Source organism: Vulcanococcus limneticus LL (genome assembly GCF_002252705.1).
Lineage (GTDB): Bacteria > Cyanobacteriota > Cyanobacteriia > PCC-6307 > Cyanobiaceae > Vulcanococcus > Vulcanococcus limneticus.
The window spans coordinates 45840-62170 of the sequence record NZ_NQLA01000014.1 but is presented as its reverse complement, the minus strand read 5'-3'; the positions used below and the strand labels follow the sequence as shown (position 1 = coordinate 62170).

The following is a 16331-nucleotide window of genomic DNA, read 5'->3' as shown; positions in this document are numbered from 1 at the left end:
GTTGCGGCAGCTCAAGGCCAGAGGCCGCACCCGGGTCGGAGCGGTGTTCCGGTTGCATGTGGTGGCCTACAACCTGATCCGCCTGGCCAACCTGCTCGCTCCACGGGAGGCGTTGGCATGAACCACACGGAGCCGGGCACTCAGAAGTGGTCAGCCGGCTGGGTATCTGTACGGGCGGCAACGATCACCTCCCGATGCGGCGACCAGCCTTGCGAGGGGGACTGGAGCAAGCCCACGCAGCCCAATCCGTCATAGATGGGCTCGGGTTGGCGGCTATTTCAGCAGCCTCCTAGAGGTAGAAGCCCACGGTGGCCACCACCCGGGTCCCCTGGGCCCGCAGGGCCCGCCGCAGGGCGATGGTGCTCTGGTTGTGGAGAAGGTTTTCCCAGCGGTGGCGGGTCACGAACACTGGCAGCACCACGGTGCAGAACTTGTCGCGGTTCTTGCGGTGGTCCACCTCAAAGTGCTGCACGAAGTCCAGCACCGGATCGATCAGGGACCGATAGGGAGACTCCAGCACCACCAGGGGGATCTCCGGCAGCTGGCGCTGCCACTGTTCGCGGAAGGCCTCCGCCTTGCCCAGGCCCAGATCCACGTGAACCGCCACCAGCTCCCCGGCGATCGTGCGGGCATAGCGCACCGCCTCGAAGCTCCCCCGGTGCAGCTGGCCCACCAGCACCACCACCGGGGCTCCGCCCTCCGAGGGCGCCGGCGGCAGGGTGAGCTTCACATCGGCGGCCAGCCGCAGGCGCCGGGCCACGCTGCGGTAGTGGCGGTGGATCGTGAGGAACAGGGTCACCAGCAGCGGGATCGCCACCACCACCAGCCAGGCACCCAGCAGGAACTTGCTGTAGAGCAGCACACCCGTCACCACGGCGGTCACGACGCTGCCGAAGCCGTTCACCAGGGCCTTGCCCAGCCAGCCCCGGCCCTGCTCCCGCCACCAGTGCACCACCATTCCGGCCTGGGAGAGGGTGAAGCTCAGGAACACCCCCACGGCATACAGGGGGATCAGGCGGGTCACACTGCCGCCGAAGATGACCAGCAGCAGGCCCGCAAAGCCGCTCAGGGCCAGGATGCCGTTGCTGAACACCAGCCGGTCCCCCAGGGAGGTGAGCTGGCGGGGCAGGTAGCCGTCCTGGGCGAGGAAGTTGGCCAGTCGCGGGAAGTCGGCATAGGCGGTGTTGGCTGCCAGCAGCAGGATCAGCAGGGTGGAGAGCTGCAGCAGCAGCAGCAGGGGCCCGTTGCCGAACACCTGCTGGCCCAGCTGGTAGAGCAGGGTGGGCCCGTTCTCCCGGTAGACCGTGCCCAGCTGGTGAGCCAGCACGCTGATCCCGCCGAACATCGTGGCCAGCAGCAGCACCATCACGGTCAGCACGCGCCGGGCGTTGCGCCACTCGATCGGTTTGAAGGCCATCACCGAGTCGCTGATGGCCTCGATGCCGGTGAGGGCGGCGCAGCCGGAACTGAAGGCCCGCATCAGCAGCACTCCCCCCACCGCCGCCAGCTGGCCGCCGTGTTCCTCGGTCATGCGCAGGTTCTGTTCCAGCGCCGGCAGGGCGGCCAGGTCGCCCTGGAGCAGCTTGAGGCCACCCGCCACCACCAGGGTGAGCACGGTGCCCATGAAGATGAAGGTGGGGGCGCTGAGGATCTGGGCGCTGGAGCGCACCCCGCGCAGGTTGGCCACCATCAGCACAGCGATGGCCGCCAGGCAGAGCGGCACGCGGAACGCATCCAGGGCGGGCAGATAGGAGGTGAGTGCGGCGATGCCGGCCGCGGTGCTCACCGCCACGGTGAGCACATAGTCGATCGAGAGGGAGGCCCCGGCCACCAGGCCCGGCAGGTCGCCCAGATTTTCATGGGACACCCGGTAGGAGCCGCCCCCATGGGGATAGGCCTTGATCGTCTGCCGGTAGCTGATGGCCACGATCACCATCAGGGCGATGATCAGGCCGGTGATCGGCAGGGTGAAGCCCAGGCCTGCGGCGCCGGCCATGCCCAGCACCAGCACGATCTCCTGGGTGGCGTAGGCCACCGAGGAGAGGGCATCCGAGCTGAGGATCGCCAGGGCCTCGGCGTTGGTCAGTCGCTCCTCGGCGTGGGCGCTGGTGGGCAGCGGCGCCCCCACCAGGGCCTTTTTGAAGCGGCCGAAGAGGGATCGGGCCATGGCACAGCGGCCCTGGGCCGCTGGAACAAGAGGTTGAACGCTACGCCCGCTTCCTGGTCCGCTACCTGCAGCTCCCAGAGATCCTGACTACGGTCAGGGCCCGGGCCGGTGCTGCGCGTGCTGCTCTCTGCCTCCCGGCCGATCGCCGGCCTCAGCCTTGAGGAGTCCCTCGCGACCCTCGGCAGCGGCGCCGAGGGCCTGAGCCAGGCCGAGGCGGAGCAGCGTCTGCTGCGCTTCGGTGCCAACCGGCTGCCCCAGCTCAAGCGCCGCTCGCTGCTGCTGAAGTTCACCGACCAGCTGCGCCACTTCATGGCCCTGCTGCTCTGGGCCGCAGGCACCATGGCCTTCGTGGCCGGCACGCCGGAGCTGGGCTGGGCGATCTGGAGCGTGATCCTGATCAATGCCGTGTTCAGCTTCTGGCAGGAGTTCCAGGCGGAGCGCACCCTGGCGGCCCTGAGCCAGGTGCTGCCGCGGCGGGTGCGGATCTGGCGCGACGGCAGCCTGAAGGAGCTGGCGGCCGATCAGCTGGTGCCCGGCGATGTGATCGAGCTGGAGGAGGGCGACCATGTGCCCGCCGACTGCCGGGTGCTGCGGGCCGTTCAGCTCTATCTGGATGTGGCGGTGCTCACGGGCGAGTCGCTGCCGGTGGCCCGCAGCCCTGAGCCCCTGACCCAGCGGCTCAAGACCTCCGAGGCCACCAACCTGTTGCCGGCCGGTACAACCGTGGCCGCCGGGCGTGCCACCGCCCTCGTCTATGCCACCGGGGCCGAGACCGAGTTCGGCCAGGTGGCCCATCTCACCGCCAGTACGGTGCGCTCCCCCAGCACCCTGGAGCTGCAGGTGGGCCGGATCGTGCGCACGATCACCACGATCGCCCTGTCGATGGGGGCCCTCACCTTCGCCGCCAGCCTGCTGTTCGTGGGGATGGGGCCTGTCGAGAGCCTGGTGTTCGCCATCGGCATCATCGTGGCCAACGTGCCGGAGGGGCTGCTGCCCACGGTCACCCTGGCCCTCGCCCTGGCGGTGCGGCGCATGGCCGAGGAGAACGCCCTGGTGCGGCGCCTCTCGGCGGTGGAGACCCTGGGGGCCGTGAGCGTGGTCTGCACGGACAAGACCGGCACACTGACCGCCAATGCCATGGCCCTGCGGGCGACCTGGCGGCCGGGGGATGGCCCCGAGCCGATCCTGGCCGCCAGAGCTGGCGGTTCCCTTCCGGGCGGCTCCACCTCGAGCGGCTCCGTTCCCAGTGCCCTTGCCTCGGGCGGCACCGACCTGCTGCTGCTGGGGGCAGCCCTCTGCTCCAATGCCCGCCTTGAACGCCATGGCCGCGCCACGGAGCCCTGGCGGGCGGTGGGCGATCCCACCGAGACGGCCCTGCTGCTGGCGGCGGTGGGAGCGGGTCTGGATCTGGAGGCGGAGCTGCGGCGGCTGCCGCGGCTGCAGGAGCTGCCCTTTGATTCAGAGCGGCGGCTGATGAGTGTGCTGCTCGACTGGCGGGGCGATCCCCGCTGGCCCGCCGGCCCCGACCGGCTGGCGATCACCAAGGGGGCGCCTTTGGAGGTGCTGGCCCGCTGTGACCGCTGGCTGGATCCGGCGGGCTCCGGTGGCCCCGGGGCGCTGGCCCTGCTGGGCAGCCCGGAGCGGGCGGCGGTGCTGGCCGCCAACGACCACATGGCCCGCCTGGGCATGCGGGTGCTGGCGGTGGCCAGCCGGCCCCTGGACCCGGCCGCGGCGCTGCTGGAAGAGAACCTGGTGTTCGTGGGCCTGGTGGGGCTCTATGACCCGCCGCGCCACGGGGTGGGCGAGGCCATTGCCGCCTGCCACCGGGCCCGCATCAAGGTCACGATGGTGACGGGCGACTACGGCCTCACCGCCGAGGCGATCGCCCGCCAGATCGGCCTGCTGGATCCCCCGCCCGACGACGGCCTGGGCTCCCACACCACCGGGACCCACCCCAACGGGCTGCACGCGGCCATGGCTGATCCGGTGCGGGTGATAAGCGGCGACGACCTGGACCGCCTCAGCGACGTGCAGCTGCGTCAGGTGATCAAGTTCCGCTCGCGCCTGGTGTTCGCCCGCATGGCTCCGGAGCAGAAGCTGCGGCTGGTGCAGGCCTACAAGGCACTCGGTGAGGTGGTGGCCGTCACCGGCGACGGCGTCAACGATGCCCCGGCCCTACGGGCGGCGGACGTGGGGCTGGCCATGGGCCGCAACGGCACCGATGTGGCTCGCGAGGCCGCAGACATCGTGCTCGTGGACGACAACTTCGCCACGATCGTGAGCGCGGTGCGCCATGGCCGGGCCGTCTACCAGAACATCCGCAAGTTCATCACCTACATCCTGGCTTCGAACGTGCCGGAGCTGGCCCCATTCCTGGCGATGCTGCTGCTGCGCATCCCGGCGGCCCTCACGGTGCTGCAGATCCTGGCGGTGGACCTGGGCACCGATCTGCTGCCGGCCCTGGGGCTGGGGGCCGAGCCGCCCGGCCCGGACACGATGGAGGTGCCGCCCCGGCGACCCGGCGAGGCCCTGATGAACCGGCCGTTGCTGCTGCGGGCTTATCTGTTCCTCGGGCCGGTCGAGGGGATCCTGGCCATGGGCGGCTATCTGCTCACCTGGCGCCATTACGGCATCGACCTGGCCGAGCTGCGCCAGCTGGCCCCTGCCCTGCTGCACCACAGCGCCGGGGCCGAGGTGGTGGCGATCCAGCAGCAGGCCTCGGCGGTCACACTGGGGGTGATCGTGGCGGCCCAGATGGGCAACCTGATGGCGTGTCGCTCCGAGTGGCGCTCGGTGCTCCAGTTGCCGTTGTTCAGCAATCTGCTGCTGTGGCTGGGCTTCGTGAGCGAGCCGCTGGCCTTTGGTCTGCTGCTGGGTCTGCCCGCCCTGGCGGCGGCCTTCCAGCTGGCGCCCTTCCCGCCTGAGCTGCTGGGCTGGCTGGCCCTGGCTCCTGTGGTGGTGCTACTGGCCGAGGAACTGCGCAAGCTGGTGGTGCGCCGCCGCAGACGGCCGCCGGCACCATCCCACCCGGGGCCGACGCTTCCGATCTCCCCGCTGCTGCCCTTGGCATGAGCCGCTCCTCGTCTCCCTTGGATTCCCCTGGGCCGTTCCCCGCCGACTCCCCCAGGCCGCCGCTCTGGAACGACAGGGCGGCCGCAGGCCGCGAGCTGGCGGCCCAGCTGCAGGGCTGGCATGGCGATCATCAGGCCCTGGTGATCGGGCTGCCCCGGGGCGGGGTGGCCGTGGCGGCGGTGCTGGCCGATGCCCTGGAGCTGCCGCTCGGCACCTGGGCCGTGCGCAAATTGGCCCATCCCGCGGAGCCGGAGGTGGCGGTGGGGGCACTGGCGCCGGGTGGCGTCTTGCTCTGGGATGAGCCCTATCTGCAGCAGCAGCACCTCCCCCTGGAGCTGCGGCGTCAGCTAGTGCAGGAGCAGGACCAGGAGCTGCAGCGTCGCCAGCGTCTGTTTGCCGATCCACCGGCGGCGGCGCTGCGGGGCCGCCATCTGCTCGTGGTTGACGACGGCGTGGCCACAGGCCTCACCGCCCGGGCGGCCCTCACCTCCCTGCGCCGCTGTGCCCCGTCGCGGCTGGTGCTGGCCGTGCCGGTGATCGATCAGGAGGTGGCCCGCCGCCTGGAGTCCAGTCTTGAGGGGCTGGTGGATGGCCTGGTGGCCCTGGCGCGGGTGGAGCGGCTCACGGCTGTCGGCGCCTGGTACCGCCAGTTCGAGCAGCTCGACGACGCCAGCGTGGCGGCCCTGCTGCGGGATCGGCGTCTAGGCTTACCCGCCAGACCCGGTTAGGCCAGGCCTCAGGCCTGGTGGTAGGCCGGATCCAGCCAGCAGCGAGGTAGGGCTTCACCCGAGGGAAAGACCAGATCGGCCTTGGCGAAGGGCTCCTGCTCCTGCAGCTCTTCGCCGGCATGCAGCCGGCCGTCTACCTGGGCGGCGAAGGGATCGGCGAGTTGCTTGAGGCTCAGGACCTCCAGCAAGCTGCCATCGGCGCGGGTCTTGAGGAACATCGCTCCACCTCGGAGGCTCTGGTCCCGTTCTAGTTCAGTACCCCGCCGGCTGACCGGCGCTGGACAGGTCAGCGATGCAAGCCGCAACGCCGGGGCCGGCATGGCCCTATCGACTCTCCTGGAGCCGCTGGAGTGCCAACCAAGGGGAGAGCAGTAGCACCTCCGCCGATCAGAACCACTCCGAGCGGGCCTCGGCCGCCGGGTTGGTGTGGTCCTCCGGGGTGCTGCGCTCAAATTCCAGACGGATCGAGCGACGCTGCTCGCCGTCGGCGGCCACGGCCTCGATCGGGTAGAGCTGGCGTCCATCGCGGAAGGGCACCTGCACCCGAAAGCTGCCGTTGGCCTTGAGGGGCACCGGCTCGCCGCCGATGCTGAGGCTGGCATCAGGTTCGGTGGCGCCGTACACCACCAGCTCAGCATCGGCCACGAGCCAGAAGGAGCGCTGGCGCACCAGCAGGCCCTCGCCGGAGGCGCTGCGGCCACTGGCCCACAGGCCCACCCCCGAGGCCTGCAGCCCGGCTGCCGCCCCCTCGATTAGCCCAAGCTCGTGGAACGCCTCCGATCCGCGGCCTACCTGGCGCAGCCGCAGCGTGGCGGTTCGGTAGAGCAGCTCGTGCAGGGGCAGGTCGCCGTTGGCGGGGGGTTCCGGCGACGGCTCCACCTCGGGCTCGGCCGGCTGGAAGGGTTCAAAGCTGGTCACGCTGGAGGTGGTGGGGGCCTCGTCGTAGCCGAGGATCAAGGTCGGGGTCGAACGGGCCAGCTGGACCCAGCCGCCGGCTGCCTGGAAGCCCAGCTCCACCCGGTAGATGCGGTTGCCCAGGGGCAGGGCCACGCCCCACTGGCCCGCCGAGGCCTCCACCGGCAGCTGTTGCAGGGCGTGGGGCGGGCTGTCCTGGCCGCTGAGGCCGGTCACATCGGCGATCCGTAGCCGCAGGGTCTGGCCGCCTTCGACCAGCCGGGCCCGATCGGCGGCGCTGAGCTGCCAGAAGGCGAAGCCCCACTGGGGACCATGGGCCTCGAAGCTCACCCAGGAGGGCTCCTGGCCGGCCTGCGGCCGCCCGGTAACGGGGGCGGCGGCCCTGGTTGTCGAGGATGTTCTCGAGGCGGCAGCTGTGGCCGTGGCGCTGGGGCTGGCTGTCGCCACGCCGTCCGCGCCTGGGGATTCAGCCCGCAGACCCAGGGCTTCCAGGGCGCGGAGGGCGAGGTCTCTGATCGAGGGTGCCATGGATGCCAGATGCGTTGAACAGTCCTAGGTGCCGGACCCCGGCCGCGCGGTGGCGACGGCTGCAATGGTCGCCGTTCCCTGACCACAACCTCCCTATCGCTAGAACGGGGCCACTCCACCCCCCGTGCCCGTGACCAGCGCCCCTGCTGCCGCCTCCCTGAGCTGGACGGAGCTGGATGCGCTGCTGCCCGCCGGCCCCGACGAGGTGGCCCTGCGGATCCATGGCCCCACCAATGCCCAGGCCGAGCTGCGCCTGTTCGGCCGCAGCGAGTCCGAGCTGCGCGTCACCCTCTACCGCGACAACCACGCCTGGTGCCCCTACTGCCAGAAAGTGTGGTTGTGGCTCGAGGAGCAGCGCATCCCCTACCGGGTCCGCAAGGTCACGATGCATTGCTACGGGGAGAAGGAGGACTGGTACCGGCGCCTGGTGCCCAGCGGCATGCTGCCGGCCCTGGAGCTCGATGGTCGGCTGATCACCGAAAGCGACCTGATCCTGCACAGCCTCGAGGGCGTCTTCGGGCCCCTGGGCCGGGCCCTTGATGATCCGGAAGTCTTTGCGTTGCGCCAGCTCGAGCGGCGCCTGTTCCGCGCCTGGTGCCAGTGGCTCTGCTACGCAGGCCCCCTGAGCGGCGGGGGGGCCGATCCCTTTGCCGAGCCGGCGGCCCGTCACTTCACCCGCATGGCCGAGCTGGTGGAGCAGGCCCTCGAGGCCCTTCACGGGCCCTGGTTCCTGGATGGTTTCAGCAGCGCCGATGTGGTGTTCGTGCCCTATCTGGAGCGGATGAACGCCTCGCTTGCCTACTACAAGGGGTACGGGCTGCGCCAGCGTCACCCGGCGATCGACCGCTGGTTCAGCGCCCTGGAGCAGCGCTCCACCTACCTGGGCACCCAGGGCGACTTCCACACCCATGCCCACGACCTGCCGCCCCAGATGGGCTGCTGCCTGGCCAGCGGCAGTCCGGTGCCGTGGGCCGCCGCTGACGCCATTGACGGCGGCCCCTGGCCCTCCGCCAACCCTGCCCTGATCGAGACGCGGCAGGCAGAGCCGCCCGGCGCCGCCTTCGAGGCCGTGGCCCGGGTGCTCAAGCACCGGGAGCGGCTGCTGGCCCTCAACCCCGAGGCCGACGGCAGCGGCGGCCCTCGGCTGGATCAGGCCCTGCGCGCGGCCCTCACGACCCTGGTGGGGGAGACCCCCTGCGCCCCGCCCGCCGGCACGGCCGCCGGCTTGCGCTACCTGCGGGATCGCATCTCGGTGCCCCGCGACATGTCGGTGCATGCGGCCCGGCGGTTGCGCTGGGCCCTGGAGACCACCGCCGCCCTCGATGGCCCGGCCCCCGGTCCGGCGATTCCCAGCCGCCACCGCCGCGACCAGGACCCCACCCCCTTCCGCGCCGCCCGCACCGCCAGCCTCCCCGCCTGATCCCGGGGCGGCCCAGCGGCCTGCCATGCTCCGGGATTGGCTTTCCTCCCTCGCCGCTCTGCGTTCCATTCGCTCTGGGTCCCATCGCTGCCGCCCTCCTCGCCCAGCTGCCCGCCCAGCTCGCCGTCGTGGCGCTCAGCGGGGCCCATGCTCCCCTGGCCTCGCTTGACGGCTTCAGCACCGCGGACCTCCAGGCCTTGGTTGGCCGCTGGGGCTATCTGGTGGTGTTCCTGGGCATGCTGCTGGAGAACGCCGGCCTGCCCCTGCCCGGTGAGACGCTCACCCTGCTGGGGGGCTACGCCGCCGGTAGCGGCCAGCTCAACCTGTTCGGCGTGATGGCCGCGGCGGCCGGTGGTGCCGTGCTCGGCGACAACCTGGGCTACTGGGTCGGGCGCCGGGCCGGCTGGGGCCTGCTGCTGCGGGTGGGCCGCTGGCTCGGGCAGGGGCCGGAGCAGATGGAGCGGCTGCGGTCCGGCTTTCTGCGCCGAGCCGGACTCTCGGTGCTGCTGGGGCGCTTCGTGGCGGTGCTGCGGGTGTTGGCCGGTCCCATGGCCGGTGCAGTGGGCATGCCCTACCGCCGCTTCGTGCTCTGCAACCTGGCCGGTGCCGTGCTCTGGTCGGCCTCGATGGTGAGCCTGGCCTGGTTGGGGGGGCGCTGGATCCCGATCGAGCGCATGCTCAGCGGGGTGATCCAGTTCGGCCTCGGCGCGCTGCTGCTGCTGGCCGTGGTGGTGCTGCTGCCGAGGTTGCTCTCCACCTGGGAGGGCCGACTTCTGGAGCGCAGTGAGCAGGCCGGACCCCCCGATGGCGGAGGCGATGCAGGCCCAGGGTCATCGGTCCACCACGACCAGCCCCGTCACCCCTGAGCCTGCTGGTTCGGCTGGCGGGTTCTTGGCTTAGGGCGTTCAGCTGAAGGCGTTCGGCCTGGTCTGCTGGGGTTGTGCTGGTTCAGCGGTTGGAGAGCCCCTCGCGCTTGCTCATCAGGTAGCGCACCAGTTCCTGCTGCAGGGCCAGCAGCTCGCGGGTGCAGCCGCGGAAGGCGGCCCGGTGGCGGATCTCGTCGTGGCGGGTGTGCAGGTCGCGCAGCATCAGTTCGATGGCATCGAGTTCAGCCCTGTTCATGGCCCCGGCCGGCGTTGGCGGAACCCTATCAACTCAGCGGCAGCCCCTCCTGTCTGCTCCAGGCAGCGTGGCTAGCTTTCGCGCAACGGCACCCAACCCGCCATGATCCGTTCCGATCGCTGCGCCGGTCTGTTGGTCCGCGCCGCCGGTGGCGGCCTCGCCCTGGTGCTGCTGGGGGCGCCGGCCTTGGCCCAGCAGGCTTGCAAGCCCGTCGATTCGCAGCAGCAACAGCGCTTTGACGCCTTCCTCAGCTCCCCCACCGAGCGAGAGGAGCTGGCGGCCAGCTGCGCCCGCCTGCAGGTGCGTGATCAGATCCTGGCCCAGCCCCCCGGCACCGCCCTGCGCTCCCCAGGCTTCCGCCGCTGGGTGCTGGACCGCATCGCGATCACCACCAACGGCACCCTCTGCCAGGCCGATCTCGATCGCCTGGCGGACACCTACATCCAGGCCGTGGGCAGGAGCTGCCGGTGACCGAAGCGCCGCTCGGGACGGGCAGATCCATCGGGGCTGCGGGGCCGGTTCGGGCCTTTGGCGCGGCCAGAGCGGCCGCCCTGGTGCTCGCTGCCCTGGTCTCGGCCCCCCTGGTGCTCGCGCCGGCCCCAGGGCGTGCGGTGGAGCTCGGCGGCCAGACCTGGTTCGCCTCGCCCCCCTGGAAGGTCGTGTTCCGCAGCTACAGCACCACGGTGGGTGACATGGGCGCCGAGTATTACTTCACGGTGGTTCTGCCGGCCGCCGCCGGGGTGGGACTGGCCGGCCTGCAGCTCGAGCAGACCCGTGGGGTGGATCGGAGCTTCGGCTTCGATGCGGGGCGTACCCGCGCCTTCCTGGGCTTACCCCGTCGTGAGGGGCCGGCTATCCCCGTGGAGGGGCTGTTCGATGAGAACACCCGCATCTTCCGGGCCCGGTTCCCCCAGCCGCCCCAGCCCGGCCAGACCATCACCCTGGTGCTGCGGCCCTGGCGCAATCCCCTCCAGAGCGACACCTACATGTTTGCGGTGCAGGCGATCCCTGCCGGTGTCAATCCGGTGCCCTCGGCCCTGGGCTTCGCCACGATGCCGATCTACGAGGTCTTCTCGCGCTGAAGGGCCGCCGCCAGGAACACCAGCGCCATCAGCAGATAGCCGAGGGCCCAGCTGCCGCCACTGCCCCAGCCCAGCTGCAGCACCGTGTCGGCCTGGGTGAACCGCCAGGCGTGGATCACCCCCAGCCAGGCCGCCGCCGCCGCCAGGCCCGCGCAGAGGGCCGCGGCCAGAAAGCGACGCTCGATCACATACACGAGCATGCCGGCCAGCAGCATGGCGGTGATGATCTGGCCCTGCTCCAGGGCAAAGGCCCCGCTGGCCCACACGTCGGCCCGCTGCAGGGGCGCCAGCAGCGCCGGACCGAAGGGCTGGCTGGCACTGCCTGCGCCGCCAGTCCGCAGGCCCGCCTTGAGCAGCAGGGCGCCCCAGCCTGCCAGGCCCGGCAGCAGCCCCAGCACAACGGCCGGAGCATGGGAGCGGGGTGTGGCCTGGAAGGCCTGGGCGGCGATCACCAGGCCGATGTAGAGCACGATTGCCATGCCGGCCTCGATCGGCACCAGCTGCCCCACCAGGCCGAACAGCCCCAGCAGGCAGAGGCCGCCCATCAGCAGTCCGTTGAGCCAGGAGTAGCCGATACGGGCCCCCATCGCCTTCCAGGCGGGATGGCCGATGTAGAGGGTGGTGGGGAAACAGGAGCCCAGGGCGGCGGCGGCGATCGTGCCCAGGCCGTTGATCAGCAGCGAACTCTTCACCGGGTAGGCGTCGCCGGCGGCCTCGGCGCTCTCGATGTTCTGCAGCGACCCGAGCACGTTGAACAGTCCCATCGGCACGATCACCCCCAGCCAGGGCACGAGCTGGGAGCGGGCCTCCCACAGGCTGGCCAACTGCAGCGCCGGCAGGTGCAGGCCCACCTGGCTGGCGTTGGCGCTCCAGCTTGCCGCGTCGATCCGGATCAGGCCGCTGCCCCAGGCCAGGGGGATGCCCACCAGCACAGCCAGCAGGCCGCCGGGGATCGGCAGGCGCAGGCGGCCGTAGTAGGTCACCAGGATCACCGCAAGCACCGCCAGGCCCACCACCGGCTGGGCGTAGGTGCGCAGCAGGAAGCCCAGGGCGATGTAGCCGAGGGCGATGCCGGCCAGGGTGGAGAGCAGGGCGGCCCGTGGCAGCCAGCGCCGCAGCCAGTGGGCCCACCAGGCGCCGCCCGCCTCGATCAACCCCGAGCCCAGGCAGGCCATCAGGCCCGCCTCCCAGGAGAGGCGCACGGCAGCGGCCTCTCCGAGGCCCTGGTCCAGGGCGGTGAGCTTCACCGGCAGCATCACCAGGAACACGTAGGCGAACAGGCTCACCGTGTTGATGCCGTAGGGCAGGGCGGTGCGGTCGTCGCGCTGCTCGCGCCGCGCGAGGCGATGGGCCTGCACGGCGTAGGCCAGGTTGCCCACCGCCAGGCTGATGCCGGTGGCCGGCAGGATGCTGCCGAAGATCAGTTCGTCGGGGTAGCCGAGCACGCCGCGGCAGAGGCTCAGGATCAGCAGGATCTGGATCAGGTTGTCGAGGCCGAGGCCCAGCAGGCCATCGATGTCGCCTGGGACGAACCAGCGGGGCCGGGCGCCTGGGCCGGGCCCCGGGCCGGGGACCAGGCTGGGGGAATGGGGAGGCATGGGGTCAGCTTGCTGGCGTGGGGTCCGGTCTGCCACTTCGCTGGGACGATGGGGCAGCCGCGGTCCTGAAGCCGTCCTGCTGTGCTGTCCGCCTGCCGCTACCAGCTGCAGGTCCATGCCCATGGCCTCTAGCGGATCGGCGTGGCCACCGACTGGACGGCCAAGCCCTGATCGGGCGGTGTTCCCCTGGGCCGGGCCGGCTGGCTTACGGGCTGGGCTCGAGCAGTAGCAGGGCCTCGGCCCCATGGCGACCGTTCCAGAGCCAGTGGCTCTGCCAGCCCGCCGCCGCCGCCAGCTGGCGGAACTGCTCCCGCTCGGCTGGAAAGTCGCTGGCGCTGAGGTGGTCGCCGACCAGCTGCCGCTCGGCGGCGGGCAGCTCCTGCCACTGGCTGGCGATGCGTTGCAGGTAGCGCTGGATGTAGGCCTGCCGATCCTCACCGTCGCCCCGGAACACGTCGGCCACCAGCAGGCAGCCATCGGGGGCCAGGCAGGGGCGCAAGGCCTCCAGAACGCGCTGCTTGTTGGAGTCGTCCAGGTGGTGCAGGGCGAACAGGCAGCTCACCAGGCTGAGGGGTTCGGGGCCAGGGCCGGGCGGATCCGATTCCCGTTGGGCCCGCCTCGCCTCGCTCCAATCCAGCAGGTCGGAGTCGATCCACTGGCAGGGGAAGGGGCTGCCCTCCATCCGGGCTGCGGCCAGGGGCAGCACCGCCGCGGTGGCATCGACGCCGATCAGGCCCGCCAGCGGCAGTCGCCGCAGGATCGGGGCCAGCAGACCGAGGTCGCCGCAGCCCAGATCCGCCATCCAGCCCAGGGGCGCTCCGCCGCCGCGTTCCAGCAGCAGGGCTTCCAGGGCCCGGGTCAGGGCCCGGTGTTCCATCAGATCCAGATCCACCACGTGGCGATAGGCCTGCCAGCTGCGGGTGAACAGCTCCAGGCTGCCCCGGGAGACGTTGCTGGCGGCGGGGGCGGTGAGCTCAGGGTCCTGGTCAGGGTCTGCGGCGCTGCGCTGGCTCGGTTGGCGGGTGGTTGCCTGGCTTGCGGCTGCCTGGTCGTTCGGAGTTGTCATGCCGCCTGCCACGGTCCGCGCGTCCATCCTGCCCGCCTGGAAAGGTCACCAGGGGAGGCCGCCGCGATCCAGGGGCAGGCCCATTGAAACGATTTGCACGGCCAGGCCCTGCCCAACCCTGGAGATCTCCTTACCATTCCCCAACGCGCAAGGCCGGCCAGGCGGGCCCGCATCACCCCCGGAAGCTGCCGCCTTCCCCAGGAACCTGCGACCAGTCCATGGGCAGTCCGATCAGCCTCGAAACCTTCCTGGCCCGGGCCATCGCCCGCTTCGGGAACCGCTACGACTACGGCGCCATCGTTTACAAGAGCTTCAAGACCCCGGTGACGATCCGCTGCACCATCCATCCGGTGCGCGATATCAAGATCACCCCGGAGAAGCATCTGCAGACCACGGGCGGCTGCAAATTCTGTCTGCGGGAGCGGCGGCTCCAGATCCTGGAGCGCGGCTTTGCGGCCGAGGCCGCCCCGGACCATCAGCTTGGCGAGCGCCCGGCTGCGGAGCTGCGTCCCACCACCCTCTCGGAATCCCTGCTCGATGCGGTGCGGCCGTCCTGAGCCTGGTGCGAGAGCTGCCCTGGCCCAGGGCCAGGCGCATGTGCGCGGGCTCATAGCCGATGGCATCAACTCGCGCTGGGGGCTGGCACGCCACTCCAGCCGGGAGCCCGCCTGCTGGCAAGGTCAGGACTTACGGATCTGCGTCCACTGACCGCCCCACCGGCTGGGTGACTCCCCACCCGGCTCAGGCCGCTGCAGGCGGCATCAGCGACGAGTGGTGGTGCTGGATGTGCCAGCCCGTCCCGTCGAAGGTGTAGACGAAGGAGTAGCGCGCCGCCACCCGCCGGGGCTCCTGGCCCGCCGGGTGGAGCAGGAAGCTGTAGGTGCCGGCATCGAGGGCCTCGTTGCAGCCCAGCCGCACCGTGCGGCTGTCGATCCGGCCTTCGGGGACCTGGGCCAGGAACTGCACGAAGTAGTCGGCGATGGCGGCGTGGTCGGCCCGGGGGATGGGCGAGAGGGTGGGCAGCAGCAGGGCATCGTCGCCGTAGAGGGCCGCCACCTGCTCTGGATCGCCGCTGGCCAGGGCTGCGTTCCAGCGATCGAACAGGCCGGCCACCTCGGCCGCATCGATCGGGGCACAGATGGCGCTGGCTGGCTCGGTCGGCTCCTGGCTGGCCTGGGCGGCCAAGGCCGCCGATCCAGCGGGCGCCAGCAGCAGCCCCAGGCCCAGAACCAGGCCGAGCAGCACGCCCTGGAGCCGCTGCCGCCACGCCCGCTGCCCCAGGCGTTGTTGCGGCCCCGCTTGCGCTGGCCCGGGCTGCCGACCGACGGTGGCTGAGCGGGGGGGAATGGGGGCTGCCATGGGCGCCGCGTTGTCCTCACTGGAAACACGCTTAGCCAGGCCCGGCCAGTGTTGCCACGGCCCCTCCAGGCGGCCCCTTGCTGCGGCCCAACGCCGTGCCCCATCGCCCTGCCCGTTGCCGGCTGCGGCTGCCGCCCTACCTTCCAACCATGGCCCTGCGACTTCCCCCCTACGAGCCCCTGCCGCCGCCGCCATCGGGCGAGACCGGGCTGCTGGAGGTTCCCCTGGCCCGGCTGCGGCCCACCCAGCTGTGTGTGGGGATGGCGGAGATCCGCAGCCGCCAGATCGACTTCGCCAAGGACACCCCCGAGCAGCGCCGCCAGTACCTGCGCAAGAAGCCCACTCCCCTGGTGCGCAGCGCCAGCGGCGAGTTCTGGATCGTGGATCGGCACCACCGGCTGCGGGGGCTGATGGAGCTGGACCCGCAGGCCACCTGCTTCGGTTACGTGGCCCTGCAGCTGGAGGTGAGCGAGCGGGAGCAGGTGCTGGAGCAGCTCCACCGCCGCGGCTGGCTCTACCTGTACGACGGTCGTGGGCTGGGGCCCTTGCCCCCCACCGCCCTGCCGGACTATCTCACCGGCACCCAGGACGACCCCTACCGCAGCCTGATCTGGAAGCTGAAGCGGGAGGGGGTTGTGGCGGCCGCCCCCCTGATCCCCTTCCATGAGTTCCGATGGGGTGCCTGGCTGCGCAGCCGCCAGTTGCCCCACTTCGGCTCCGATCGGCTGGAGGCCGCCTTGCCGGCCGCTCGGGCCCTGGCCCGCTCCGCCGCCGCCTCCCACCTGGCGGGCTGGCAGGGGATGCGGCGCCCGTGAATCCTGCCGTCTCACTCCAATTCAGTTAGGACTATCAGGACACAACCGCTTGCCCCGCCGCCCGCATGAAGCCGATCATCAGCCGCCGGGTCCATCCGCGCCATGAGGTGCCGAGCATGGTGGGGGCCGTGCGGGTGGAGCTGTTGCTGCCCGAGGCCCATCACCACGGCACCCTCTGGGATGTGGCCCGTGAGGGAACCTGTGTGCTGATCCACGGCGATCCGGGACTGGAGCTGGGTCAGTCCCTGGAGCTGCGCTTCCGCCACGATGTGGTGATCGAACCGATCTGTCTGCAGGCCGAGCTGCTCTGGCAGAAGCTCACCGGCGTGAACACCTTCGCCGGCTTCCGCTTCCTGGGGGGGGCCCTGCCGGAGGGCACCTTCCTCGACGATTACATGCGCATGAACTGGGCTGATCAGTAGGCCGATCACGCCTCCCGGCGTTCGCCCTATCGCCCAC

16 protein-coding genes are annotated in these 16331 nt (G+C 71.2%); 9 read left to right on the top strand and 7 right to left on the bottom strand.

From position 1 onward, the window contains the following. Window positions 1-289: 289 nt before the first annotated feature. The gene (locus CJZ98_RS08115; protein WP_094590195.1) at window positions 290-2167 is read right to left on the bottom strand and encodes an APC family permease; all 1878 of its coding nucleotides are present in this window, start codon (window positions 2165-2167) and stop codon (window positions 290-292) included. Window positions 2168-2284: 117 nt separating this feature from the next. On the opposite strand from CJZ98_RS08115, the gene CJZ98_RS08110 reads away from it, so the two are divergent. Further along, complete coding sequence (locus tag CJZ98_RS08110; protein WP_094590212.1) at window positions 2285-5239, top strand: cation-translocating P-type ATPase; 2955 nt, start codon at window positions 2285-2287, stop codon at window positions 5237-5239. Continuing rightward, window positions 5236-5967 carry a phosphoribosyltransferase gene (locus CJZ98_RS08105; RefSeq protein ID WP_094590193.1) on the top strand — a complete coding sequence of 244 codons (732 nt, stop codon included), beginning with the start codon at window positions 5236-5238 and terminating at the stop codon, window positions 5965-5967. The genes CJZ98_RS08110 and CJZ98_RS08105 overlap by 4 nt, the downstream gene beginning before the upstream one ends. Before the next feature lie 8 nt (window positions 5968-5975). Here the strand turns inward: CJZ98_RS08105 and CJZ98_RS08100 are convergent, their stop codons facing one another. Together CJZ98_RS08100 and CJZ98_RS08095 are read right to left on the bottom strand one after the other, a co-directional pair. After that, window positions 5976-6185 carry an acetyltransferase gene (locus tag CJZ98_RS08100; RefSeq protein WP_094590191.1) on the bottom strand — a complete coding sequence of 70 codons (210 nt, stop codon included), beginning with the start codon at window positions 6183-6185 and terminating at the stop codon, window positions 5976-5978. 169 nt (window positions 6186-6354) lie between these two features. Next, window positions 6355-7410 (bottom strand): DUF4912 domain-containing protein, encoded by a 1056-nt coding sequence (locus CJZ98_RS08095; protein WP_094590189.1) that lies wholly within the window; start codon window positions 7408-7410, stop codon window positions 6355-6357. 130 nt (window positions 7411-7540) lie between these two features. On the opposite strand from CJZ98_RS08095, the gene CJZ98_RS08090 reads away from it, so the two are divergent. Both CJZ98_RS08090 and CJZ98_RS08085 read left to right on the top strand, forming a co-directional pair. After that, window positions 7541-8830: a glutathione S-transferase family protein gene (locus CJZ98_RS08090; RefSeq protein WP_390625505.1), complete on the top strand. Its 1290-nt coding sequence runs from the start codon at window positions 7541-7543 to the stop codon at window positions 8828-8830. Between the two features lie 128 nt (window positions 8831-8958). Further along, window positions 8959-9696, top strand: a complete 738-nt coding sequence (locus tag CJZ98_RS08085) for a DedA family protein (RefSeq protein WP_232756330.1) — start codon at window positions 8959-8961, stop codon at window positions 9694-9696. An 82-nt stretch (window positions 9697-9778) separates the two neighbouring features. On the opposite strand, the gene CJZ98_RS18765 is transcribed toward CJZ98_RS08085, so the two are convergent. Then, window positions 9779-9952, bottom strand: a complete 174-nt coding sequence (locus tag CJZ98_RS18765; RefSeq protein WP_198537580.1) for a hypothetical protein — start codon at window positions 9950-9952, stop codon at window positions 9779-9781. A gap of 102 nt (window positions 9953-10054) precedes the next feature. On the opposite strand from CJZ98_RS18765, the gene CJZ98_RS08080 reads away from it, so the two are divergent. After that, window positions 10055-10423 carry a hypothetical protein gene (locus CJZ98_RS08080; protein ID WP_094590187.1) on the top strand — a complete coding sequence of 123 codons (369 nt, stop codon included), beginning with the start codon at window positions 10055-10057 and terminating at the stop codon, window positions 10421-10423. 83 nt (window positions 10424-10506) lie between these two features. Continuing rightward, window positions 10507-11034: a DUF2808 domain-containing protein gene (locus tag CJZ98_RS08075; protein ID WP_232756329.1), complete on the top strand. Its 528-nt coding sequence runs from the start codon at window positions 10507-10509 to the stop codon at window positions 11032-11034. On the opposite strand, the gene CJZ98_RS08070 is transcribed toward CJZ98_RS08075, so the two are convergent. Together CJZ98_RS08070 and CJZ98_RS08065 are read right to left on the bottom strand one after the other, a co-directional pair. Then, entirely contained in the window at window positions 11013-12632 is a 1620-nt protein-coding gene (locus tag CJZ98_RS08070; RefSeq protein ID WP_094590185.1) for a permease, read from the bottom strand. The two genes, CJZ98_RS08075 and CJZ98_RS08070, sit on opposite strands and share 22 nt — an antisense overlap. A gap of 205 nt (window positions 12633-12837) precedes the next feature. Continuing rightward, window positions 12838-13698, bottom strand: a complete 861-nt coding sequence (locus CJZ98_RS08065) for a class I SAM-dependent methyltransferase (RefSeq protein ID WP_232756328.1) — start codon at window positions 13696-13698, stop codon at window positions 12838-12840. A 218-nt stretch (window positions 13699-13916) separates the two neighbouring features. Here CJZ98_RS08065 and CJZ98_RS08060 point away from each other — a divergent pair, with 218 nt between their 5' ends. Next, window positions 13917-14255, top strand: a complete 339-nt coding sequence (locus tag CJZ98_RS08060) for a hypothetical protein (protein WP_094590183.1) — start codon at window positions 13917-13919, stop codon at window positions 14253-14255. Between the two features lie 184 nt (window positions 14256-14439). Here CJZ98_RS08060 and CJZ98_RS08055 read toward each other — a convergent pair whose 3' ends face one another. After that, window positions 14440-15057 carry an SgcJ/EcaC family oxidoreductase gene (locus tag CJZ98_RS08055; protein WP_094590181.1) on the bottom strand — a complete coding sequence of 206 codons (618 nt, stop codon included), beginning with the start codon at window positions 15055-15057 and terminating at the stop codon, window positions 14440-14442. Between the two features lie 149 nt (window positions 15058-15206). On the opposite strand from CJZ98_RS08055, the gene CJZ98_RS08050 reads away from it, so the two are divergent. Then, window positions 15207-15872: a ParB-like protein gene (locus CJZ98_RS08050; protein ID WP_094590179.1), complete on the top strand. Its 666-nt coding sequence runs from the start codon at window positions 15207-15209 to the stop codon at window positions 15870-15872. A gap of 65 nt (window positions 15873-15937) precedes the next feature. Then, window positions 15938-16294, top strand: coding sequence for a PilZ domain-containing protein (locus CJZ98_RS08045; protein WP_094590177.1), 357 nt, complete (start codon window positions 15938-15940; stop codon window positions 16292-16294). Window positions 16295-16331 lie beyond the last annotated feature (37 nt).

What these genes read in the sequence shown, in the direction of transcription:
- CJZ98_RS08055 (WP_094590181.1), bottom strand. Translation starts at nt 15,057, where the DNA reads ATGGCAGCCCCCATTCCCCCCCGCTCAGCCACCGTCGGTCGGCAGCCC.
- CJZ98_RS08095 (WP_094590189.1), bottom strand. Translation starts at nt 7,410, where the DNA reads ATGGCACCCTCGATCAGAGACCTCGCCCTCCGCGCCCTGGAAGCCCTG.
- CJZ98_RS18765 (WP_198537580.1), bottom strand. Translation starts at nt 9,952, where the DNA reads ATGAACAGGGCTGAACTCGATGCCATCGAACTGATGCTGCGCGACCTG.
- CJZ98_RS08080 (WP_094590187.1), top strand. Translation starts at nt 10,055, where the DNA reads ATGATCCGTTCCGATCGCTGCGCCGGTCTGTTGGTCCGCGCCGCCGGT.
- CJZ98_RS08070 (WP_094590185.1), bottom strand. Translation starts at nt 12,632, where the DNA reads ATGCCTCCCCATTCCCCCAGCCTGGTCCCCGGCCCGGGGCCCGGCCCA.
- CJZ98_RS08050 (WP_094590179.1), top strand. Translation starts at nt 15,207, where the DNA reads ATGGCCCTGCGACTTCCCCCCTACGAGCCCCTGCCGCCGCCGCCATCG.
- CJZ98_RS08115 (WP_094590195.1), bottom strand. Translation starts at nt 2,167, where the DNA reads ATGGCCCGATCCCTCTTCGGCCGCTTCAAAAAGGCCCTGGTGGGGGCG.
- CJZ98_RS08105 (WP_094590193.1), top strand. Translation starts at nt 5,236, where the DNA reads ATGAGCCGCTCCTCGTCTCCCTTGGATTCCCCTGGGCCGTTCCCCGCC.
- CJZ98_RS08060 (WP_094590183.1), top strand. Translation starts at nt 13,917, where the DNA reads ATGGGCAGTCCGATCAGCCTCGAAACCTTCCTGGCCCGGGCCATCGCC.
- CJZ98_RS08065 (WP_232756328.1), bottom strand. Translation starts at nt 13,698, where the DNA reads ATGACAACTCCGAACGACCAGGCAGCCGCAAGCCAGGCAACCACCCGC.
- CJZ98_RS08100 (WP_094590191.1), bottom strand. Translation starts at nt 6,185, where the DNA reads ATGTTCCTCAAGACCCGCGCCGATGGCAGCTTGCTGGAGGTCCTGAGC.
- CJZ98_RS08045 (WP_094590177.1), top strand. Translation starts at nt 15,938, where the DNA reads ATGAAGCCGATCATCAGCCGCCGGGTCCATCCGCGCCATGAGGTGCCG.